Raw genomic sequence first — 22,602 nt, 5'->3', positions numbered from 1 at the left:
GATGAGCGGGCCTTTCGTCTATGAGCTGATCTTTCGCGGGAACGCGTCCAGCGCGACGGCGGCTGCCAAGGAAGTGCTGGCCGCAACGGATGCGCTGGCCGCCGAGACGCAAGGCGCGGCTGCCGTGACAGGTCAGGACACCGCCGCCACCATCCAAAACGCGGCCGCCAAACGCGATGCGGCCCAGGCGTCGCGCGAAGCGGCCGCCGCGGCCGAGACGGAGGCCCGCGCGCGCGAGGCGCTGCGCAAGGCGACCACGTCGATCGACAGCTTCACCGCGCCTTTGCCCACGCCGGTTCCGACTCCGCCCCCAGTTCCGACGCCTGCGCCCCCGGTTGTGCCGCCGGTCCCGAACCCGGTTCCGGCTTCCCCGGCCGCCGGGTCAGGGTCAGGGGCCGCTGCAGCTTATTCGGCAAACCTGATGTACCAGTGGAACGACATCGCGATGATGGCGATGGCCGGCCAAAACCCGATGATGCTGATGATGCAGCAGGGCACACAGGTGACGCAAACCTTCGCCGGGTTGCGCGCCTCCGGCCTGAGTGTCGGGACTGCGCTGCGGGCCTCCTTCATGGGGATGCTCAACCCGATGTCGCTCGCCACCATGGCAGTGATCGGCTTCGGCACGGCCGCCGTGCAATGGTTCATGGACTCCGGCGAGAAAGCGCAGACGCTCGATGAGACGCTCGGCGATCTGGAGAAATCAACTTCGGCCGTTAATCGCGCGATGAAGGAGGCCAAGAAGGGCACCTCCGAGCTGAGCGAGGACTTCGGTGTCGGCGCAAAAAAAGCGCGCGAAATGAACCTCGCGATGCTTGGCATCGCGCAGATGCAAGCCGCAAAGGACTTGAAAGATGCAATCGGGTCTATTTCCGACACCATTGACGACATGGCGTCGTGGGGGGTCGTTGATCTACGGACGCTCGAGAAACAATTCAACCTGACCAGCTATGGTGCCGCTCAGGTTGGGGCTGCGATTCAAAAATACCAGTTTGCGAGCACCGATGCGGAGAGGGCCGCTGCAGCACAAGAGATCGCAAAAGCTATTAAAAAAGCTCAGTACAACGCTGACGGCGCTTCCGAGGCGGCTCTGACGTTCGGCGCAAACGTCGCTAAAGTCGCGCTGGAGGCGCTGCGCGTTAAGGGCACGAGTGAGCAGATTGACGCGCTGTTGAAGTCTGTTTCGAAGGCTGACATCGGCGCACCGTACAAGACGGCGGCAGAAAAGGCCAAAGAGCTCAAAGACCTCACCGGCGATGTGATGAAGGCGCTGAAAGACACGCGCGCGCCTTACGACTTGTCCGACGATCTGGAGATGACGAAGAAAATCGCCGAGGCCACCGCGCAATATGGCGCGGACAGCCTCGAAGTGAAGCGCCTGCAGATCGAGGCAGAGCGTCAGGATTTCGAGGCGAAGCTGCGGGACATGACGCAGCTGACCGAGGCCCACAAGCAGCAGCTGCGCGACCTCTGGGAATCGAGCAAGGGCTTGTCCAGTGCCGATCCCTTTGGCCTCGTGGCGGCGGGACGCGAGCTTTATCGCTCCCAGGCGCAGACCGTGGGTCAGCTGCAGCTGGAGCTGAGCCTTGTCGGCCAGAGCGAGACCGTGCGGCGCCGGGTGCTGGCGATTTATCAGGCCGAGATGGATATCCGGACCGCGGGGATCGATCGCGATAGCGACCGCGCACGGCAGATCCTGCAGCAAGCAGATCTGTCGAGCGATCTGCAGGCGCAGCTCGATCGCGTCGCCGATGCCTGGGACACGGTGCAGAAGGCTGGCGAAAACGCGATCGACGGGATCTTTGACGCGCTGAAGGAAGGTGATCTTGGTGGCGCCTTCGAAAACCTCGCCTCCGAACTCGGCTCTATGTTTGAAGAGCTGGCGATCACCAACCCGCTCAAGAATGCGATCTTCGGCACCGACTACGCGACGATGGGCGATGTCGGCGGGCTGCAGGGCATCTGGGATCGCTTCACCGGCAAGGGTCCCCAGGTTGATCCAAGCCAAGCCGCCGCAGCGGCGATGCGTACCGTAGCCAGCATGAACGTCACCGCCGCCACGGTGATCATCGGCGGCGCGGGCGTGGGCGGGCTGGCGGGCGGCATCAGCGCGGGCGGCGGGATGGGCGGGCTGCAGGGCTCGGCCGATGTACAAAAACAGGTCTGGAGCTTCTTCAGCTCCAAGGGCCTGAAGCCGCATCAGGTGGCCGCGATCATGGGTAACGTGCAAGGTGAAAGCAGCTTCAACCCGCTTGCAGGCGGGGACGACAAGAATGGCGTGCCGACCAGCTTCGGGCTGTTCCAGCACCACGGTCCGCGCGCTGATGGTCTGCTGGCTGCTTTGGGTGGGCGCCAGAACCTTGGCAACGTGCAGGGCCAGCTCGATTACGCCTGGCGCGAGCTGAACACGACCCATTCTGGCGCTCTGGCCGCGCTCAAGGCGGCGCCGGATGTGTCGAGCGCGACCAATGCTTGGATGCGTCAGTTTGAGCGCCCGTCCGATGAGGCGATGCAGAAAAGCTGGGCAAACCGGCTCGGCGCGGCCGAACAGGCGATGGCGAAGTTCGGCACGACGACGACGCTCGCCACCGGGCAACTCGGGACGATGGGCACGGGGTTCGACAAGTTCGGCCAGGCGCTCGGCAGTGCCGTGCAGGGCGGTGGGGGCGGCGGCTTCTGGGGCACGCTGTTTTCGTCGGTCATGAGCGGGCTCGGCATCCCCGGCTTTGCGGGCGGCGGGCAGCATGGTGGCGGGCTGCGTATTGTGGGCGAAAACGGACCCGAGCTCGAATACACCGGGCCGAGCACGATCGTCCCGGCCGATCTGACCCGTCGCATCCTGAGTGGCGGCGCTCCGGCCAATTCGGCCCAGGCGCCGGTGGTCATGTTGCAACCGCAGATCATCAACAACAGCTCGCGCCAGGTCGATATCGAGGTGCAGGAAGTGACCGACAGCCGCGGCCAGCGCCAGCCGCGCTATGTCCTCTCCGACGCCGTGGGCGATGGCCTGATCACGCCCGGCGGGCGCGGGCGGCGCGCGATGCGCGAGTTTTACGGCGTCACACCGACGGGGATCGCGCGATGAGCTATCCCGTCTGGCCCAGCGATCTGCCCCGGCCCGAGCGCTCCAGCTATCAGCTGCAGCCGCAGGATGCGCGCCGCAAGCGCGGATTCGAGGCCGGGCCGCCCGGCTATCGGCGCCGGTTTTCGGCGGTGGCGAAACTGGTCTCCCTCTCGCTGATCCTGACGGCCAATCAGCGGGCGGTGTTCGACAATTTCTACGGCGATGACTGCGCCCAGGGCGCGGCGCTGTTCTGGATGCCGGACGCGACCCGCGACGGGCAGCCGCTCCTGACCCATGACGGGCAGCCGCTGCTGACCCATGACGGCACGCCGATCCTGCTCGCGTCGCGGTGGCTCTGCGCCTGGGGCGACACGCCGCCGATCGAGACGATCCAGGGCATCGAGTTCCGCAAGCAGTTCCAAGTGGTGGTGATGCCATGAGCCGTCGTGTCTCTCTCAACGCGCGTCAGGCGCAGATCGACCCGGTCTCGGCCGAGATCGATGTGGTGCTGATCGAGATCACCCACCCCGAGCTGGCAGCGCCGATCCGGCTCAGCACCGACAACACCGAGCGGATCTCGGACGAGCCGCGGATCTACGGCACGCGGTCCACCTGGCGCGGGGCTGACCCTGCCACTGACCCTTACCTCTGGATCATCGCCTCGGCCGTTCTTCCTGACGATGCCGAGGACGCCCCGGCGCAGGCTCAGATCGTTCTCGAAAATCTCGACGCGCAGCTGACCGAGGTGCTGCGGTCTTACACCGATCTGGCGACCGTCGCGGTCGCTGTGGTCGAGGCCGCGACGCCGAACCTGATCGAATCTGAGTGGCACGGGATGCTGCTCAGCACCGCCGACGGCACCTCGGCCGAGATCACGCTCTCGCTCTCGCGCGACGAGATCGAGCTGGAGCATTTCCCGGCCGGGCGGATGACCCGTCAGAAATTCCCCGGGCTGTGGAGGTAAGCATGTCCTGGTCAAACCGCTACGTCGGCATTCCGCACCTCGATCACGGCCGCTCGGCCGAGGGAGCTGACTGCTGGGGCCTCGCTTGCGTGATTTACCGCGAGGAGCTGGGGATCACGCTGCCCGAGTACCTGGGCTATGGCTCGGTCGAGGAGCATGGCGAAATCGCCGCGCTGATCGAGGGTGCAAAGACCTCGCCGCTCTGGGTGCCGGTGACCGGCCCGGCGCTCGCCTTCGATCTTGCGGTTTTCCGGCGCGGTCGGCTCTCGACGCATCTGGGCATCGTCATTCGCCACGGGCTGATGATCCACATCGGCCAGACCCATGCGGTGCTGGAGGACTATCGGCGCGGCCCCTGGGCGCACCGGTTCACGGGGCATTGGCGGCACGTTCAAAGCCCCTTTGAACGCCACGTGCAGATCATTTCGGAGGCCGCAAGATGAGGGATCTGCGCCCCGTTTCCGCCCCCATCCATGTGCTGGCGGCCCCGCAGTTCGATCCCGGCCGCGGGCGGATCACGCTTGATGTGCCGCATGGGCTGACCCTGGCCGAGATCGTCGCCCGGGCGCTGCCTGCGGCCACCGAGGCTGATCTGGCCCGCGCCCGGGTGGCGCTGGTGACCGAGCGGGGCACGCAGATCGTGCCGCGCGAGCTCTGGGCGCTGGCCCGGCCGCGGCCGGGGGTGCGCGTGGTGATCCGGATCACGCCCGGCAAAGGCGCCCTCAGGTCAATCCTGTCGATCATCGTTTCGGTCGCGGCCGTCGCGCTCACCGGGTTTCTGTTCCCCGGATTTGCGGTCGGGAGCTGGCAATGGGGGTTGGCGGTCGCGGGCTTCACGATTGTCGGCCAGCTGCTGATCAACGCTCTGATCCCGCCCGTCAAACCCGACAGCGAGGCCAAGACCACCTATGCGATCAGCGGCTGGCGCAATCGGTTGGAGCCGGGCGCCGCGGTGCCGGTGGTGCTGGGCACGATGCGCTATGCCCCGCCCTTTGCCGCCACGCCCTACACCGAGATTGTCGGCGATCAGCAATATATGCGCGCGGTCTTTTGCCTTGGCGAGGGCGAGGTGGCGATCGACGGCATGCGGCTCGGCGAAACTTCGCTCTCCGAATATGACGAGGTCGAGACCGAGATCCGCTATGGCGTTGCAGGGGAACTGCCGCTCAGCCTCTATCCGCGCCAAGTGGTCGAGGAGCAGATCGGCGTCGAGCTGACCCGGCCGTATCCGAGGGACGACGCGGGCAATATCACGCAGGTATCCGAGGAATATGAGGCCCGGAGGCGGGTCTCGGACGGCGACGGCGGCTGGATTTGGGAGACCTATACCGCGACCCGGATGGTCAACGCGCCGACCACGGCCACGCCCGTCGTGCGCACCACCGGCCCGGATGCCGCGGGCGCCAGCATCATCCTCGCCTGGACCGGCGGGCTGTTCAAATACGACGACGACGGCAAGCGGCAACCGCACGGCGTCTCGATCAGGATCGAGCAGCGGTTGATCGAGGCCGAGGAATGGCAGCTGGTGACGCAGCTCGATATCGTCACCACCAAGGCCGAGTCGTTTTTCCGCCAGCACAGCTGGAGCTTTCCCAGCCGTGGTCGCTGGCAGGTCCGCCTGACGATGCTGCAGGATGAGGCCACCGACAGCAAGATTTCCCAGCGCACCACCTGGGCCGCGCTGCAGACGATCCGGCCGGAATATCCGCTGGCCTATCCGCGGCCGCTGGCGCTGGTGGCGCTGCGGATCAAGGCGACGCATCAGATCAGCGGCTCGATCGACAATTTCAACTGCCTGGTGAGCCGGATCTGCCGCGACTGGGATGCCGCCTCCGGGGTCTGGGTGCGTCGCGCCTCGGAAAACCCGGCCGCCGCCTATCTGGAGGTGCTGACTCACGCGTCCAACCCCAAGGCGGTGGCCGATTCCGGCCTCGATCTCGACCTGCTCGCCGACTGGGCAGAATGGTGCGCGGCCGAGGGGCTGACCTATAACGCGGTGCTGGAGGATCAGGGCACCACCCTGCGCGATGTGCTGACCGAGATCGCGGCCGCGGGCCGGGCGACGCCGCGCCATGACGGCATCCGCTGGGGCGTCGTCATCGATCGGCCGCTCGTCAACACGCTGATCGTCGATCACATCAACCCGCGCAATTCGTGGGGGTTCAAGTGGAGCCGCGCCTATCGCAATCCGCCGCATGCCTTCGTGGTCAAGTTCAAGGACGCGGGCAACGACTTCAAGGAGACCGAGCGCGTCGTCCGCTGGCCCGGCTACACGGGAGAGATCACCATGACCGAGCAGTTGGCTCTGCCCGGCAAGGTGCATGCGGCCGAGGTCTGGCGCGAGGCGCGGCGGCGCCAGCTGGAGGTGCTCCATCGCCCCGACACCTACGAGGTCACCCAGGACGGCGCCGTGCGCACCGCCACTCGGGGCGACGCCATCGCGCTCAGCCATGACGTGCTCAACCGCGTGCAGCTTGCCGCCCGGGTCAAGTCGGTGGATGGCGCGGCGGTCGAGATCGATGACGTCGTCTCGATGGCCGCGGGCGAGACCTATGCCGTGCGGTTCCGCTTCTTTGAGGCCGAGGATGACACGGTGGGCATCTCGGTCGTGCGACCCGTCAGGACCCTGCCGGGCGAGACGCAGATCCTGACGCTGACCGGCTCCGGTCCGATGCCGATCGTCGGTGATCTCGTGCACGTCGGCCCGGCCCGCGTCGAGAGCTACACCCAGATCGTGACGCGGATCGAGGCGACGCAGGACATGTGCGCGATCGTGCGCACCGTCGATGCCGCGCCGCAGATCGACACGATCCTGGCGGCCACGCCGATCCCCGCCTGGTCGAGCCGCGTCGGGGCCGAGATCGACGACAACCTGCTGCAGCCCTCGGCCCCGCGGTTTGTGGCGCTGACCTCGGGCCTCGCCGCGACGGGTCTGGCCAACAGGATCAGCTATGCGGTCGCCCCCGGCACCGGGTCGGTGCCGACGATCGAGATCGGTCTGGATCACCGGATATCCGGCGCCGAGAGCTGGAGCAGCACCACGATCCCGGTGGCCAATGGCGGCGGCACGATCGACAGCTACACGCCCGGGCAGTCGGTCGATCTGCGTGCCCGCGGCATCGGGGCGACGGGCGTCGCGGGGCCATGGTCTGCGACGATCACGATCGTGGTCGGGTCGGCCGACGCGGCCTTGCCCGCCGCGCTCGATGCGTCCTCGATCTCGATCACGACGCTGCTGGGCGGGGCGCTGATCCAGTTCGCCACCGGCGATGACACGGCGACGGCACGGGTGCAGATCTACCGCTCGATCACCAGTCTGCTGGACCGCGAGACCGATGCCGTGGGGGCGCCGATCGCGGTCGAGCCCGGGCAGTCCTATGCGACGACGCTCGGCGACACGACCCGCACCGACCTGATCGTGGGCGGCGGGCTGGAGGCGGTGGGCTCCTGGACATTGGACGCCGGGTGGACGATCTCTGGCGGGGTTGCGACGCACGCTGCGGGCACGGCCAGCACGCTCTCTCAGACTGTCGCGCTGACGTCCGGCAAGTATTACCGAGTGAGCTATGATGTCATCGCGGTCTCCGGATCGACTGTGCAAGCGCGGTTGACCGGCAGCACGATCCGCTCGGGTACGGCGGTCTCAGCCGCAGGCGCTGTGTTCGATCGCATCCAGGCGGTCAGCGGTGGCACCGGCATCGGCATCCGGGCCGAGGCGAGCACGATCGCCACGATCGACAACATCCGCGCCTATCTCGAAACCGATGCCTGTCTGGCTCAAGGCACACATCACATCTGGATCGAGCCGCAGAACGCCGCAGGCGTTCCCGGCCCGGTTGCAGGCCCCTTCACCATCATCGTAACCTGACCATCATCATCACACGAGGAGCGCGCATGTCTGGCGTCAATTCCCCCAATCTGGTTTCCGCGGCGCTGCTCGACAGTGTCCTCGGCAACCGCAACGGCACGACGGTCAAGACGTCGATCAACGATCTGGCGGCGCAACTGGCGGGCACCGGCGCCTTGGCCGACAGGCTCGACGATCTTGACGCGGCGCTGACCGGTGAGCCGCTGGTGCTTTTCGTCGCTGGCCAAAGCAATGCCGCGCGCCGGGCGTCCTATGCTTCGTTCGACCCACCGCCGAACCTGTATATGTGGTCCTATTCCGGCACCGCGCTGACGGCCAGCGCGGCGACCACGACGATCGGCACGTTCCAGACCGGGGCGGCCATTGCGGGGCAGGCCAACTGGGGGATGTTCGTCGGCGCGCGGGCGGCGATCGAAAACCCGACGCGCCCTGTGTTTGTCATCAATATCTCGCGCGGCGGGGTCCCGATTGCGCGCTGGGACGCCAGCTCTCCTGACCCGAACATGTGGGCTGCGACCGTTGCCAACGTCCCGGCTGCGCTGACCGAGATCGCTGCGCTGACCGGCAAGACCGTGGACCGCGTCGATGCGGCGTTCTGGTGGCAAGGAGAGGCCGATGCGAGCAATGCGGCGGCGTATCCGGGGCTGCTCGATGCGCTGATCACGCGCTTTCGGGCGTTGAGCTGGTTCGGCGAAACAACGCCGGTGATCTGTTCCGGGTTGTCGCGGTTTTGGGACACGAACCTGGCTGCCATCATGAACAAGGCGATCCGGCGTACCGTGGCCATGGATGCGGCCCGACGGCGTTTTGTGCCGACCAGCCTGCTGCCGCAGTATTTCTGGGATTCGGCAGACAACTACATCCACATGACCGGCGCGGGGTACTGGGAGGCGTCGAAACTGGCCTGGGACGCCTTCGCAAACGGCGGTGGGTGGAGTGGTGCAGGGTGGCAATACGACTGGGACGACACCGGGAATTTCATCTTCGGTGATGACCTGCCGGATCCCGGTTATTTTGGCAGTTTTGCGAAGGATCTGGTTGGACAGCTGATCTTTGCGGTGCGCAACAAGAGTACTGACCCGACGGCCCGAGCGAAACTCGTTGCGCGGGTGGCGGAGAAGGTTGCGCAGCTCGAATGCGATCCGGGCCTCGGCGGGCGCCTGGTGGCGACAGATGACTATTGGGGTCTGATCGCGGCGGGGATGATCATCGCGAGTTTCACCTCGCCCAAAGGCGACAACCAAACTTCGGCCACGCTGCTGACGCAGATCGGTGGCGTCACTGTTGCCAAAAAGGTCCGCGTCGGTGCTGCGGACAGCGGCGGCACCGGATACCGCATGCTGCGCGTCGAGAATTGAGGAGAGATCTGGAATTGAGGAGAGATCTGGATGAATGATTATTTCAAGGGGGAAAGTATCGATCTGACCGGCCCGGCCCTGTCCTCGTTTGCGGTCACCCCCAATGATGCGGCGGACCTGCCCGCGCCCGTGCGCGCGGTGACGATCGGCGAGCGGGGCGGCGTCGTCAAATATTCCGCCGCGCGCGGCGGCGCCGTTTGCACCACCGGCTATCTGCCGGTCGGGCAACACCCGATCTGGGCCAGCCGCATCTGGGCGACCGGCACCACGGCCGAGGGGATGACGGGGTGGGTCTGATGACGGGGCTTCCGGGGTGCGGGATGGGCGGCGGCGGCGTGGCACCGCTTGCAGGCTATGCCGTAGGCGGGGTCATGCCCGTGCTGCTGCATGATTTTGTGGCGGGTCTCGCCCTCGGGTCGCCTTGGGCCCTGACGCGGGCCAGCCCGGCGACCTATGTGGGTGCCGACGGGCTGATCAGGTCTGCCCCCGCCGATCAGCCCCGCTATGATTACAGCACCGGTAAGCGGGCGCTTCTGCTTGAGGCATCCGCGACCAACCTGCTGCCCAACAGCGCGCAGTTCGAGGCCGCGTCCTGGGGGAAAACCCGGGCCAGCGTGCTGGCAAATGCCGCGCTGGCCCCGGATGGCACCATGACGGCCGACAAGCTTGTCGAAGATACCAGCAACAATAGCCATTTCGTGGCCCGCACCGGCACGCAGATCGCGGCGGGGACCTCCGTGACCGCCTCTATCTTCGTCAAGGCGGCCGAGCGTCGGTGGTTTGCCCTGGTGACCGCCGACAGCGCGAATGCTTTCCGCACCAGCTATTTCGACCTGCAGACGGGGACGCTCGGGGTGGTGTCGCAGGGCTATGCGGGGCATGTGGCGCAGATCGTGGCGGCGGGGAATGGCTGGTATCGCTGCAGCGTGACGCAGACGCAGGCGGCGGCGAGCGGCAATTTCAACGTCTATCCGAGCGTCGTCAGCGCGAATGGCGCGACCTCTTATCTGGGGGATGGGGCCTCTGGGCTTTACCTGTGGGGGGCGCAGCTGGAGACCGGCGCCGCCGTCAGTTCGGTCATTCCGACCGAGGCCGCGGCGGTGACCCGGGCGGCGGATCTGGCCAGCGTGGCGGTGGCGGCGGGAAGCTATGATCTCCGCCGGGTCGATGCCGCGGGAACGACCGTCACCAAAGGGGTCGCGCATCCGGGCGGGGCGCTGACGATCGGCGCCGGAAGCCTCTACCTGCTCAGCCTTTATCCGGCCGGGGCGCTCTGACCGGATCGACCGGGGCGTTGCCAAGGCAGAGGCAGTCGGAGCGCGTCAGGATTTGCGGTCAGGTAAAAATTTTCGTCCGAAAGCTGTTCAACGTCCGTCCGGAAGCTGATCGCGCGCTACAGTATAGGCCTTGCGCCGAAGATCCGGGTTGTGCCGGTCCTGCGCGATGTATCGCTCGAACTTGTCGCGGAAGCTGTTGGCGGGCTTTAGCACGGCGGCCTGACTGGCCAGCCAGAGTGTGCGACGCAGGCGGGCGTTGCCATACTTCGAGATCTTGCTTCGTCCGCGGAACACACCGGATTGCACCGTCGCCAGGTCCATGCCGCAGAACTTCAGAAACTGGCGGTGATGGCGAAAGCGGCGCAGATCACCGGCTTCGGCCAGAACGGCCAGCGCATTGACAGGCCCGATCCCGGGTATCGTGCGCAGCAGTTGATAATCTGGATGGTCGGCCAGCAGCTCTGTCGCACGGTCCTCAATGGCGTTGCGCTGCTGAACAAGGCTGCGTCCCTGCGCCAAAACGAGACGGAACATCCGGATTGCATCGGAGTCTGGCGCGACGGGCAAACCCACGGAAGTCTTTGATGTCTCGTAGATATCCGCCAATAGCGCCGCCTTGGCGACGCGGCGACCAATCACCGGCCAGGCAGCCTCTATGAAGGCGTCCTTGTCCATGGCGGTGATCATGTAAGGAGATGGAAAGGCCTCAAGTAACGCCAAGAACCAGTCTCCACGAGAACTGCGATGGAACCGGTCCGCCTCGGGAAAATACAGGGGCAGGTAATGGGTCAGGATACGATGCCACAGTTCTGTCTTCGACCGCGCGACCATCTCGTAGGTCTTTGACAGTTCCTGGATGTCGCAAGTGCCGACGACCAGCGGGTCGTGAAAGACTTGAACTGCCCCGATCTCCAGCATCCGCAGGATGACCTGCGCATCCTTGGGATCGTTCTTGTCCCAGCTGTTGTGCAACGCTTCTCGCGTGCGGGCGAGAGCGACGGAAGAGACGAGCTTCAGATCGAATCCCGCGGCCCCGAGGGCGAACATCAGCGCCCGGTGGTAGTTGCCCGTCGCCTCGAAGCCGATGGTGACCGGTAGGCCATAATCAAGCAAAGCAGCGATCAGACGGCGATAATCCTCGGCGGTGTTCAGCACCGTCATCCGGCGGCGCCGCGTCTTGCCCGGGACGGCAATCAGCACCTCGTGCCGGTGTTTGGAAATGTCGATGCCTACCAGAACACGGGCATCCGAAGTATGCTCAACCTTGGCCATAGCCGGTCTCCTCTGTGGTGTGGTTCGCAAAACCACCATAGAGACCTGAGCCCTGGTTATGGCCGCCTGGCTCGCGCAATTTTGGAGGCTGCGCAGACGGCCATAACCTTCAACGGCGCGTCATTACTAACATGCTATGGCCCGGAATACATCAGTGGCAAGCTGCTGATCTGGGCAGAGAAACAGGGCATCACGATCCAGCACATCCAACCCGGTCAGCCGCAGCAGAACGCCTATATCGAGCGCTACAACCGCGTTCGCCTTTGGGCTTGAACCGATGGCGCCTCAATGGCTCACTCCGGCATGAGTGGCTCGACCAATACATCATCGAAACCATCGAGGAGGCTCAGGACTTCGCCACGCAATGGCTCTGGACATACAACAACGACCGTCCGAACATGGGCATCGGCGGCATCACACCCGCCATGAAACTGAAAATGGCCGCGTGAATTCTACGGATGCGCCCCGCTAAAAAGGGGAGGATTACCCGTAGCACCGGCGTAGCACCGCCCGATTGCGCAACAAAAAGCCCGACCGGTCGGCGGGGTGCAAGCTCTTGATAACGCTTTGTGACTTTGGTTGCGGGGGCAGGATTTGAACCTGCGGCCTTCAGGTTATGAGGCGGACCAAAAGGAGAACATCGGACCCTTAGATTTCAAGCAGTTACGCGCCAACCCGTTGATCTCGCGTGATTACCTTGCCGCTCTCAACCGCAACCGACGGCCCCGACCGTAGCCCAAACCGTGAACGAGGTAGGTTGGCCGGTTGACCTATTGTTGACCCGGAAACCCCAACTTGCCCATGCGCTAGATAACTGGCGCAGGGTAGTCCTCCGGCCGAGCAATCAATTCAGGCATCCCGAGTTCGATCAATCGGCTTCTAGCCGCCAGGGCGTAAGGACTGTTCGGCATTGTCTTTGCCGTTATCAACTCTGCTTCTTTAGGCACTGGTAGCAGATCAGCTGCGGCTGGAACCTCATTCGCGGCAGCAACAGTTTGCACTAGGACTTCAAACATCTCTTGAACCTCGCGCATAACTTGAAGCCTGGCTTCCTTTAATGCTGGCAAATCAAGCCCATAGTACTTGACCGACTTTGCTACGCGTTCACGGTTGGTGCCGACGCAGATGCCGCTGGGCTCGACCGATCCGGATGAACCAATCTTGACAAGGCGCATGTCACCTACGTTCGTAGGGTCGAGCAAGACCGGTTTCTCCGCCGCCAAGGCTCGGTTGTCCCACGTGGCGCAAGGGCTTCCCGGACAAAGTGGGAACCAGCTCCCTTTACCTACTACTTCCTCTGTGTCTTCGTCAGTGCTGTGGCGATTGGATCGGCCCGCGGAGTACCTGAAGTTGTCCCAGTCGAATGCCAGCCAAGGATACCCTTCGTCTTTCTCACCACCGTCCCCTCTCTGAGCTTCGGCTTTGGGCCGAAAGTGATCGACGTCAAAGAATGACTGAGGGTCCGAGCTCTCTGAGTACCAACACTTCCCATAGGACATCTTGGACAAGTACTTCTTGAAACCGGTCCAAACGTGAGACTTCTTCTTGATAAACGCTACTCGCTGATCGGGCGGCAAGGCTTCAAGTTCCGCCTGAGCACGCTCAGCAACCTTTAGGACCCTTTCGGGAATGAGAGCGGGATCACGACGAACGTAGATCAATGCGCCTGCCCCGCCTTAGTCGTTAATCTTCTTATCAAATCCTTCATCGCTTCATGGCGTTTCGTGATTGCTTCTGGCGACAACGGAGGTCGATCTGCGTAGCGCACGTCTTGCCAAGCGCTCAGGAACTCTTGGTACAAGGGTTCGCGACTTTCATTCATGAAGCCCAGCCTATTAAGCTTCTCATTGATGGAGATCAACTCCTTCTGCTGCTCCTCGCTGCGCTGTTCGATGCGGGCAAGGGCGTTCCGATCATCTATCTGTTGCTGGGTCGCCAAGTCCAAGGTCGTGGAAAGACCGAATATCTGCGTCAGAGTGGCGGTGAAACCCATGCCACGTGGGTCCGCAAATGGTTCCGAAACGACCAGCCGGGCAGCTTCGCTTTGCTGCATCACGCGCACCTCTTGTCTGGTGAGCGACGCGATGGTCAGCGGATTGTGTGAGGTCATGATGATCTGACACCGATCCTTGTCCGCAGCCACGTCGGTCCATTCCTTGATCAGCTCAAGGTAGGTCAGCTGCCATGCAGGATTCAGGTGGGTATCGGGCTCGTCCAGTAGGAACAGGGCCTCTCTGCCACGCGACACCCGGATCAGGCCAAGCACCATCAGCAGCTGCCGCTCGCCATCAGACAGGTCGCTGAAACTGACGTCGCCGCTGTCGTTACCGTCGCGAGTGACCCACACGAGCATTTCGCGGAACAGGTCTGAAATGTCAGCGGCTTCGAGGGCCGCAAACATGTCTTGGTCTGTTTCGTACCTCGCTGCGAACTTCTGCAGGGCTGCCTTGTCGCGGAGGAAGCAGGCAAGCTGCGCTTCGACCTTTGGCTTGTCACGATAGTCGTCCACGACCTTCCCGGTGACCGACAAGGGGTGGAAGGCCATGTCCTTCAGGGCACGGGCGCATTCACCTGCGGGGCCCCTTGCACCCCATACATCTTCGGCCTGTTCGCCTAGATCGCTGTAGCTTCGCCGCCCTCGCCCCGGCGAAGCTGAGGCCCGGGCCTTTTTCCAGTTTGACTGGTTGAACCAGGACGGTTCCTTGAAGTGCGCCAAGGCCGAATGAAACCCGGTTATCCCCAGTTGTTTGCTGAGGACGTTTGCTGAATCGGGCTTTTCGCTCGGTTTCGCGAAATGGCAGAGCAGCGCGAACACGCCGTGCACGGGGCGGCAATAGAACAAGCGTCGGGCGGTGCGGGCGGCGGCGTACTCGGCCTCTGGTCTGTCCTTGTTGATGACGTTGTAGTACCGGGCCTGATGGTCGTCGAAGAGCTTTTCCAAGCGTCGGCCGGTGCCGGAATAGTAGCCAAAGATCAGATCGGGGAAGAGGTCGGCCTTGCTGTCCTGAAACCGGGTCATGGGCATCAGCTCGCCGTCAACCAGCACCTTGGTTGACCCGTCGCGATTGCTCGCACGCACTTTGCGGCCCTTGATGATGTAGTCGATTTCGAACGTGAAGCGCAGCTTGCCGCCGTGTTTGCTGGTGGGCGGATCAAGATGGCGGAAAATCTCGACGATCGCTTCGATCAGGTTCGACTTGCCCGCGCCGTTTTGGCCGATGATGACCGTTGTCAGGCAGCCTTCGTCAAAGTCCGCTTCGACGTCCTGCAGGTTGCGGAACCCGTCAATGTATACCCGATCGATCCGCATCAGAGCGCTTCCAGCTTTTCATCGTCATCGCGGATATGCTTGTTGGCGATCTCCCAGGCGAGTTGCTTGTAGAAATCGGCCACAGGCAGATCAGCGGCCTTGAACAGATCTTGCGCTGATGCACTGTGCCCCTCCTTCAGTAGGCTGGCCAAATAGGGTTTGCCCATCACATCATCATCTTGGCGGCTTTTGGTCATCGCCTGCCTCCCGCGGGTTTCTATTATTGTAACTGGGCCGACTGATACATGTATCTGAATTGGCGGCAGTTGAATCTCGATGACCTCGGAGACTCCGGCTAGTCGTCGGCCGCGAGGGTTTCTTGAGGTGGCATTACGCTCCACTTGAACACGCTCCAGCAATGCGCTGGCGGGTTCGTCGCTCGGGTCTTGTGGGACGAGTTCGCCACGGAACGCTTTGGCGAGGATGGCGGCATCGAGTTTGGGGAGGAGGTCGGCGGCGGCGGCGTGGTCGGCGGCCATGCGGTCCACCCAGTTGAAGGCAGACGTGATGAGACGAACGATTTCGGCTTGCTCCTCTAGGGTGGGACAAGGAAAATCGAATTGTCTCAACCCACCAAGAGGAACAGTCAACTGAGCTGTACCAGTGGCGATTGCATCAACTTGTTCTCTGATCTGCGGGGACGCGAGTAGATAAGACAGGAAACGACCGCTCACCCGTTCAGTATTCGGTTTCATTATTGCGATGTGCCGCTGAAAGACGAAAGGAAGGTCGGTTTCAACCAGTGCCGGAATTCCGATGGAACCTGTAACGGAGAACAAAACGTCACCAATGGCAGGGCGTCGCGATTCCTTGATCTCGTCAAAGTAACTGCGGGGAACAGCGCGGGTTGCCTTCGAAAGATCGATCCGTCCGGTATTCATTGCAGAGATTGTGATGAACGGAATCCCGGAATCTGACCTCGGTGGTGCTTGATGATCGCCGTCCGTAACTGACAAACAAAGCGAGTGAAGTTTGACCGTTTCGAAGTCATTGAGCGCCTTAGTCTTTCGCCAGCCAGCGGTCAGTTCACCCGAAAACGCGAGGGCCAGGAGGCTTTGTTTGTAGCGGGCGATGAGGGTGGGGATGCGGTCAAGGTCGGCTCGGGCGCGGGCGGTGCGGGCGGTCAACCCATCCACCTTGGCCACTATTCGTTTTTGTTCATGGAGCGGCGGTAGTGGAATTCTTCCGCCCGACACGTCTTTATCCGTCACCGCGGGATAAAGAGTGCCATCCTGCGCCTTGGACATCGTCGAGATGAATTCATCTGACTTCACCCAATTGAAGAGGTAGCGCCCATCAAGTGCCTCACTTGGGCGCAAAACAGCAATGCCAGTGGAGGTAAGTTGGCTATCCAATGATTCTGGAACTACTGCAATGTTCTTCAAGTAGGTTCGGACTGTCGAAAACAGCACGTCATCTTTTTTGACAACGCGCCGCGCTCGCGAGGGTGCATCTCGGCCCAAAATAGACTTGGGCTGCGTGATAGTTTGGGTCTGATTATCGATAGAGCCAATGTCGATGTACTGAAACGTCTCGTCCGGGCGTCGGGTTGGATCTGTTGTTTCGAAAGGCAACGTTACCTTGCCTAGCGTGGTCTCTGCCCACCCATTCGGCAGCTCTCTCATGCGCTCACCCCGTCAATAGCGATCCGCGCTTGCTGCCATTCGTGGTAGCTCTGCCTTGATCCCTGCACCTTCCACTCAATCCGTCCGTTGCTGTTCCGATCCAGCACTACGGCCGCTGCCGCTGAAGGGCTGTTGAACGCATGGGGCTTGGCAAACACCAGCATGTTCGGGGCAGACGGAACAAGGATGCCCTGATCCACAAGGCTTTTCTTCAGCCTGCCATAGCTTTGCTGGACATGGCCGGTGTTGATCAAGGCCTGCGAGCCTTCCAGAACGATGAACTCGCCATCCTCTTCGACCGCCGTGGCCTGCACGCCGGTCTTGTGGCGCATCTCGAACTTTACCTCGCCCGAGGTGCGCTGTTCGACCGGCGTGCTAACCAGTGACGCAGCGCGCGGTTGCGGTTTAAGCAGGTCCAGCCCGATCACGGGGAGCATGATTTTCAGATTGGCGAGGAACTGTTCCATGTTCGCCTGATCGGCCTCGGGCAGCCGTCTGCGCTGGCTTGCGGGGTTGTTCCCGTTGTCCAGGGCCACGCGCTGGGCTTGGGTGGCCAGTTCGATCAGCCGAGCCTCGAGGTATTCGACATGGCCTTTCGACAAGTCATCGTCGCTGGTGGTGACGGCGATGGCGATTTCCCAGAAGTCGCGCTGGACGGCGCTTTGCCTGATCCGCTCCTGCACACTGTTGGCTGACCCGATGTAGACCCGTGTGCCGCCCTCTTTTTCTGGGTCGGGCCCCGCCAGCAGGTTAATGCCGGTGCGATCGAGTTCCCTGCGGGACGTCAGAGCGCCGAAGGTGGAGGTTGTCGCGACAAAGATCAGACCGGTCCAGCCGTGGATGGTCGCCTTGCGCAGACCGTTGGGGGTGCCGTCGACAAGGAAAAGCTGGATCGTGCGGCCAAAGGTTTCAGCGGTGGTCATTCGTCAGCCTCGGCCACTTCGGCGAGTTCGTCGGCCACGGCTTCGATCTCCTCGAGCGCGGCGCGCAGATGCCCTATGATCGCGGATGCGATGTCGTCAGGTTCGGTCAGCCCTTCTTCGACGACTTCGACATCGTCGCGCAGCCAAGTGACGTCGAGGTTGTCATTACGCTTGGAGATCTCGTCTCGGGTGAACTTGCGGAAACGTCCGGCTTCGCCCTCGTCGATGCGAGGCGATTTGCCGTGGGGATCATCCCCATAGGCGGCAATGAAGGGTTCGAAATCAGCGGTCGTCAGCGTGCGGGTCTTGCCGAAGTTAGGCATCTGTGCGCGCAGATCGTAGAACCAGACCGCCTTGGTCGCCCCGACCCGTTCCTCTGACTTCTTGGTCAGAAAGATCACGTTGGTCTTGACGCCCTGGGCGTAGAAGATGCCGGTCGGTAGGCGCAGGATGGTGTGCAGATCGCACAGGTCCATCATCCAATTGCGCAGATCGCGGCCCATGCTGTCTTCGAACAGGGTGTTGTCGGGCACGACGATCGCGGCTCGCCCGCCAACCTTCAGCCCCCGGATGACGTGTTCGACAAAGGGAAGCGGGCCCTTTCTGGCCTCTGCAGTGATAACGAAGTCATCGCGTGCCACGCTTTCGGGGAACTTGTTGAAGGGCGGGTTGGTCAGGATCAGATCGGCGGGATCGAACTTCTTGGCGTCCGACGTCAATGCATCAATCGGGTCGATCGGCTGGTCAATGCCATGCAAAAGCAAGTTCATCGTATTCAGCCGGTGCGTGCCTGTAATTAGTTCCGCGCCCTGGTACTTTCCGTTCCGCTGGGCAAAGGCGACGTCCTTGGGAACTGTCGTTAGGTCGTCTGTATCGCGCATGATGGCGCGGTGAGCGGCAATTAGAAAGCCACCGGTGCCCGCCGCGGGGTCTTGGATAACCTCCCCAACCTTGGGCTTCATCAAATGGATGATGGTTTCGATCAGCGGCCGGGGCGTGAAATACTGGCCCGCCTTGGACTTGCGCTCAGATGTGGTGCGTTCAAGCAAGCCCTCGTAAAGGTCACCCAGGCCATCTTCTTCGGCCGCATACCAGTCGACCGTGTCGATGGTGGTTATAAGGCTGGTGAGGGCCGTGGCCTTGGTCAGCGAGGTTTTCGCATCAGTGAAAACCTGTTTGACGAGCGGGAAGTTAAACTTGTCGGAGGTGCCCAGCTCCAGCAGCATCGCACGGTAGCGGATCAGGCGCTGTTCGCCCTCAAGCCGCTTTAGCTCCCCCCAGCGCAGGTTCGGCGGCAGGCGCTCCTCCAGCTTGACCCCGTTGCGCTTGACCTCTTCCAGCATCTTCAGCAGCAGCAGGTAGGTCAGCTCCGTGACGTACTCGTAGTAGCTTACGCCGCCGCCCTGCAAACTCTTGCTTGCGTTCCAAAGCTTCTGAACGGTTTCCCGTGCCCTTGTTCCGTTCATCAGCCTGCGTCTTTCCAGATGTTTTCGTTAAGGTCGCGAACCACTTGCGCCAGTTCGCCATTAAACACGCGGTCAATCCGAGACCAACCCCCTAGCGATGCGAAGGGCTCGGCATCGAAGGCCGCACGATCCACAATAGTCTCAAGGTCAAGCTGCCGCCCGATCCGGTCAATCCACTTTCGCTGCACATCGGTCCATTGCCGCTGGCGCAAGATCGTATCCACGGCATGCCGCACGCGATCAGAATAGGGAACGAGGGGATCACCCAGCGCCGCTTGGCGGATATAACCGATGATCGAGGCCGCGATTTCTACGTTGTTGGCATCGGCCCAGGCGCGTCTGATCTTACTATCGGTGAAGCCCGCCGCGTCCAGCTCAAGGCGCAATTGCCGCAGTTCCTCGCGGGTCAGCTCTTGGGGGCGCTGCACGACGATCTTCAGGGCAGCGATAGTATTGACGTTGGACCTGACAAAAGTGGCGAAAGCATCCAGAAAGTCCTCGGGCCGGTCTGCTGCACCATAGCCGCGTGAAACGGTCGTTACCTGATCAGGATGTTCAGAGATCGGGATATAGTTTGGAGTGCCATCCTCCGAGGTCCAGTCAAGGATCGGGCCCAAAGAAGGTCGCTCGGCCGCCCATTCTGCAAGCGCGCTGGCATCGCCAGAGATAAAACGCTGCAGGCTTTCTTCCGGAGTTTCACCCGCAGCCTTTTCAAATCGAGCCCGTGCCTCTGGCGACAAGCGCCGCAGCTTGCGTCGGAGGCGAACGATGATCTGCTCACGCACACGCTCTTTATGTTCTACGTCGCCGCGTTGGCTGAGTTCTTCGAACAGCTTTGTGAGGGTGAAGCTTGGGTCCGCAGCCACCGGCCGCATGTCGGTAAGGTTTTGCAAATGAGCGTAGAGGTCCACCGCGTCGAAGATGCGAAAAGCCTCCTTGTCGATTTCTGGACATAGCCGGGTGGCACGGCCAAGCATTTGTTCGTAAAGGATACGGCTGTTGACGCGCCGCATGAACACCAGATTGCTGATCCGAGGGACGTCGATCCCAGTAGTCAGGAGGTCTACTGTCACCGCCACTTTAGGCAGTGGATCGTTGCGGAACGATCGGATCAACTTTCCGACCTTGTCGACTTTCCCCGTGATCTTCTGCACAGTTGCATCAGGCAGCGCGCCAAATGCTGAACGGAATGCGACCCGCAACTCGTTCACAAGGATATCCGCGTGCGCGTCGGACACAGCAAAGACCAGCGTCTTATCTGGCAAGCTTGGATCGATGAACTTCGTGAGCTCTTGTGCGATTACTCGATTGAAAGGGACGGTGATAACGCTCTTGTTGAACTGGTCAACCTCGAAGTCGATGTCGTCTGGCAAAGTAGCGGGTTGAATTGCTCCGCTTGTTGGGTGGATGAAATCAACTTGGTCGTCACGAGAGAAATGGATACCACCCTCAGACAACAGCGTTCCGATGCGCACCGGCGGTTCGTGATCAACAAGGTAACCGTCAACCACTGCTTCGCGATAGGAATAAGTGAACACTGGAAGACCGAAGATTTCAGTGGTGTGTAGCGCTGGTGTGGCCGTCAGGCCAATCTTTACCGCATCGAAGTACTCGAGGACTCGGCGGTACTTCGAGATGTAGTCGTCCTGGCTGCGAAACGTAATGTCGCCCTCAGACATTTCGCGGTCGAGCAGATACCCGCGATGGCATTCGTCCACCACGATCAGATCATACTGGTCGACTGTGGGCGCATCAGCCTCATCAGCGGCATACAGCACTCGGCGGACCAACCCCTGGATCGTGCAGATGTGGATGCGGGTTTCGTCATCGGGGACCACGTCATCAAGCCCCTTGAGGCCAAAAATGTCCGCAAAAGACTTGCCGTTGACCACTTTGGTAGTGGTGAACTCGCTCTCGGTCTGCTCACCCAACGCGCTTCTATCCACAACGAAGCAGACGCGGCGGAACCGCTTGGCGGCGATCAGCCGGTAAAGCATAGCGATTGCGAGCTTTGTCTTCCCCGTTCCGGTTGCCATAGCGACGAGCATCGCCCGCCGATCCTCAAGCAATGCCTGTTCAACCGCCTCGATCGCCTTGTGTTGATATGGTCTTAGCGGAAACCCAAAGTCGAAGGGCTGCGATGCAAGGTCATGGTGCGCTGCGGACTTATTCACAGTCAGCCGCTCAAGCAGCCCGCGAGGTGAAGGCCATCCGACAAGCACTTCGGCAGGGTTGTTGGCATCGCGCAAATCCCGCCGCCAGATGCCCGACAAGGTTTCAACCTGCTTGAGGTAGGGCCGTCCGTTTGTCGAGAACGCAAAGGGAGCTTTGAAACCTGCCCAAGGAGCACCTTGTGCCAGTTCACCTTCATTCAGCTTGAAGCCCGCTGAGTACCGTTCTGCCTGCCGCAAGACCTCCATGACATTTCTGTTCTGCCGCTTTGCCTCCACGGTTCCCACCAAGACCATGCCGCAGAAGAGTGCGTAGTCGGCCGGTCCACTTTCGGCTGGCCATTCACTGATCGCGCGATTGCGGCCTTTCATGGGGCGAGCACCGGATGCGAACCGAAGTTGTTTCGTGTCCGCCTCCCATCCTGCATCGCGCAATTGCTTATCGATAAGAACCCGTGTGTCTGCCTCGTCCAGGTTGATCTTGCTGGCAGCATCTCGAGCCAGTTCGGTGACTGCCTCAAACGTTAGAGCGTCCTTGGAGGAAGCCTGAACTTGCAATGATTGTAGCTGTGAGGAAAGGGCCCTGCGATCTTCCTCCGCTTCCTCCGCAAGCTTCTCCCAAGTTTCGCGGTCAACTCGCTCCTGCTCGGCGCGATCTGCAGCGCTTTTCCTTTCAATTTCGGCCTGCCTTGCCGCTTCCCGTAGTTGATCGGCTTCAGTGAGGGAGGCCTCCAACTCCGCCTTTAAACGTTCCAGCTCCAAGACGATCGATTCTGAAACGTCCTTGGGCCTTTCTGGCGGAATGAAAGGACCAAAAATACCAGAGGGCTTGTGAAATGTTCTGAAATACCAGATCGCCAATTGGCGCGCGAGCTTGAGTCCGCTTAAGGCACTTGAGTGGTCATCGGTATTTTGATGCGCTGCCTGGTTACCGGCGATTCGCAAACTGTGGAGTATCTCAAGGACTTGTTTTGGAAGGCTGCGCTCGATCTTTAGTAACCGAAGCAGGTCGGCAAGGTTGTCCGATTGTGCAATCGGAAGACCCAATCTGCTCGCAGTAAACTGCGCCACCAATTCCGAGAACTGTCGCAGCTTAATGTTGCATGTGTTCGGGTCTTCAGAAAAATAGCGCTCCGCTAGTGTCCCCAGCCTGTAAAGCTGGGGTTCGTGGGATTGCAAAAATCCGAAATTTGACTCGTTCGATTTCATGCTATGCCGAAAACTTTGGCTGAGCATGACGTCTCATCAATCCTGCCCACTCCCACCCACTGCACCCCCGAGCAAATTCCTCGCCAGATAACCTT

General features: G+C 61.8%; 14 protein-coding genes and 2 pseudogenes. 9 read left to right on the top strand and 7 right to left on the bottom strand.

Annotated features, from left to right (window positions below):
• The first annotated feature begins 1 nt into the window (after window position 1).
• The 8 genes from RCAP_RS04880 to RCAP_RS04845 are packed head-to-tail and all read left to right on the top strand — an operon-like array spanning window position 2 to window position 10,531.
• Entirely contained in the window at window positions 2-3,085 is a 3,084-nt protein-coding gene (locus tag RCAP_RS04880; protein ID WP_013066710.1) for a phage tail tip lysozyme, read from the top strand.
• Window positions 3,082-3,504 (top strand): hypothetical protein, encoded by a 423-nt coding sequence (locus RCAP_RS04875; protein WP_013066709.1) that lies wholly within the window; start codon window positions 3,082-3,084, stop codon window positions 3,502-3,504. Before RCAP_RS04880 ends, RCAP_RS04875 begins: the two co-directional genes overlap by 4 nt.
• Complete coding sequence (locus RCAP_RS04870; RefSeq protein ID WP_013066708.1) at window positions 3,501-4,028, top strand: hypothetical protein; 528 nt, start codon at window positions 3,501-3,503, stop codon at window positions 4,026-4,028. The genes RCAP_RS04875 and RCAP_RS04870 overlap by 4 nt, the downstream gene beginning before the upstream one ends.
• 2 nt (window positions 4,029-4,030) lie before the next feature.
• Window positions 4,031-4,471 (top strand): NlpC/P60 family protein, encoded by a 441-nt coding sequence (locus RCAP_RS04865; RefSeq protein WP_013066707.1) that lies wholly within the window; start codon window positions 4,031-4,033, stop codon window positions 4,469-4,471.
• Window positions 4,468-7,896, top strand: a complete 3,429-nt coding sequence (gene gpJ, locus RCAP_RS04860) for a TipJ family phage tail tip protein (protein WP_013066706.1) — start codon at window positions 4,468-4,470, stop codon at window positions 7,894-7,896. Before RCAP_RS04865 ends, gpJ begins: the two co-directional genes overlap by 4 nt.
• Window positions 7,897-7,922: 26 nt before the next feature.
• On the top strand, window positions 7,923-9,254 hold the full coding sequence (locus RCAP_RS04855) for a sialate O-acetylesterase (RefSeq protein ID WP_013066705.1): 1,332 nt from the start codon (window positions 7,923-7,925) through the stop codon (window positions 9,252-9,254).
• A gap of 30 nt (window positions 9,255-9,284) precedes the next feature.
• Window positions 9,285-9,551, top strand: a complete 267-nt coding sequence (locus tag RCAP_RS04850; RefSeq protein WP_013066704.1) for a spike base protein, RCAP_Rcc01079 family — start codon at window positions 9,285-9,287, stop codon at window positions 9,549-9,551.
• A complete protein-coding gene (locus RCAP_RS04845; protein ID WP_013066703.1) occupies window positions 9,551-10,531 on the top strand; it encodes a phage head spike fiber domain-containing protein in 981 nt (326 codons plus the stop codon). The genes RCAP_RS04850 and RCAP_RS04845 overlap by 1 nt, the downstream gene beginning before the upstream one ends.
• Window positions 10,532-10,651: 120 nt before the next feature.
• On the opposite strand, the pseudogene RCAP_RS04840 reads toward RCAP_RS04845, so the two are convergent.
• Window positions 10,652-11,803, bottom strand: a pseudogene (locus RCAP_RS04840) (IS110 family transposase); the annotation flags it as partial.
• A 138-nt stretch (window positions 11,804-11,941) separates the two neighbouring features.
• On the opposite strand from RCAP_RS04840, the pseudogene RCAP_RS04835 reads away from it, so the two are divergent.
• Window positions 11,942-12,252, top strand: a pseudogene (locus RCAP_RS04835) (integrase core domain-containing protein); the annotation flags it as partial.
• Between the two features lie 357 nt (window positions 12,253-12,609).
• On the opposite strand, the gene RCAP_RS19775 reads toward RCAP_RS04835, so the two are convergent.
• The 6 genes from RCAP_RS19775 to hsdR all read right to left on the bottom strand — a co-directional run bounded on the left by RCAP_RS19775 (window position 12,610) and on the right by hsdR (window position 22,507).
• Window positions 12,610-12,978 (bottom strand): hypothetical protein, encoded by a 369-nt coding sequence (locus RCAP_RS19775; protein WP_198525868.1) that lies wholly within the window; start codon window positions 12,976-12,978, stop codon window positions 12,610-12,612.
• Between the two features lie 482 nt (window positions 12,979-13,460).
• Window positions 13,461-15,113, bottom strand: a complete 1,653-nt coding sequence (locus tag RCAP_RS04830) for an AAA family ATPase (protein WP_013066699.1) — start codon at window positions 15,111-15,113, stop codon at window positions 13,461-13,463.
• Window positions 15,113-16,738, bottom strand: a complete 1,626-nt coding sequence (locus RCAP_RS18765) for a restriction endonuclease subunit S (protein WP_013066698.1) — start codon at window positions 16,736-16,738, stop codon at window positions 15,113-15,115. Before RCAP_RS18765 ends, RCAP_RS04830 begins: the two co-directional genes overlap by 1 nt.
• Complete coding sequence (locus RCAP_RS04810; RefSeq protein WP_013066697.1) at window positions 16,735-17,661, bottom strand: GIY-YIG nuclease family protein; 927 nt, start codon at window positions 17,659-17,661, stop codon at window positions 16,735-16,737. Before RCAP_RS04810 ends, RCAP_RS18765 begins: the two co-directional genes overlap by 4 nt.
• On the bottom strand, window positions 17,658-19,127 hold the full coding sequence (locus tag RCAP_RS04805) for an HsdM family class I SAM-dependent methyltransferase (RefSeq protein ID WP_013066696.1): 1,470 nt from the start codon (window positions 19,125-19,127) through the stop codon (window positions 17,658-17,660). Before RCAP_RS04805 ends, RCAP_RS04810 begins: the two co-directional genes overlap by 4 nt.
• The gene (gene hsdR / locus RCAP_RS04800) at window positions 19,127-22,507 is read right to left on the bottom strand and encodes a type I restriction-modification system endonuclease (protein ID WP_031320977.1); all 3,381 of its coding nucleotides are present in this window, start codon (window positions 22,505-22,507) and stop codon (window positions 19,127-19,129) included. The genes RCAP_RS04805 and hsdR overlap by 1 nt, the downstream gene beginning before the upstream one ends.
• Window positions 22,508-22,602 lie beyond the last annotated feature (95 nt).

Origin of the sequence: Rhodobacter capsulatus SB 1003 (assembly GCF_000021865.1) — a bacterium.
Taxonomy (GTDB): domain Bacteria; phylum Pseudomonadota; class Alphaproteobacteria; order Rhodobacterales; family Rhodobacteraceae; genus Rhodobacter; species Rhodobacter capsulatus_B.
The sequence above is the reverse complement of the archived record's forward strand: the minus strand, read 5'-3'. Positions and strand labels throughout refer to the sequence as shown.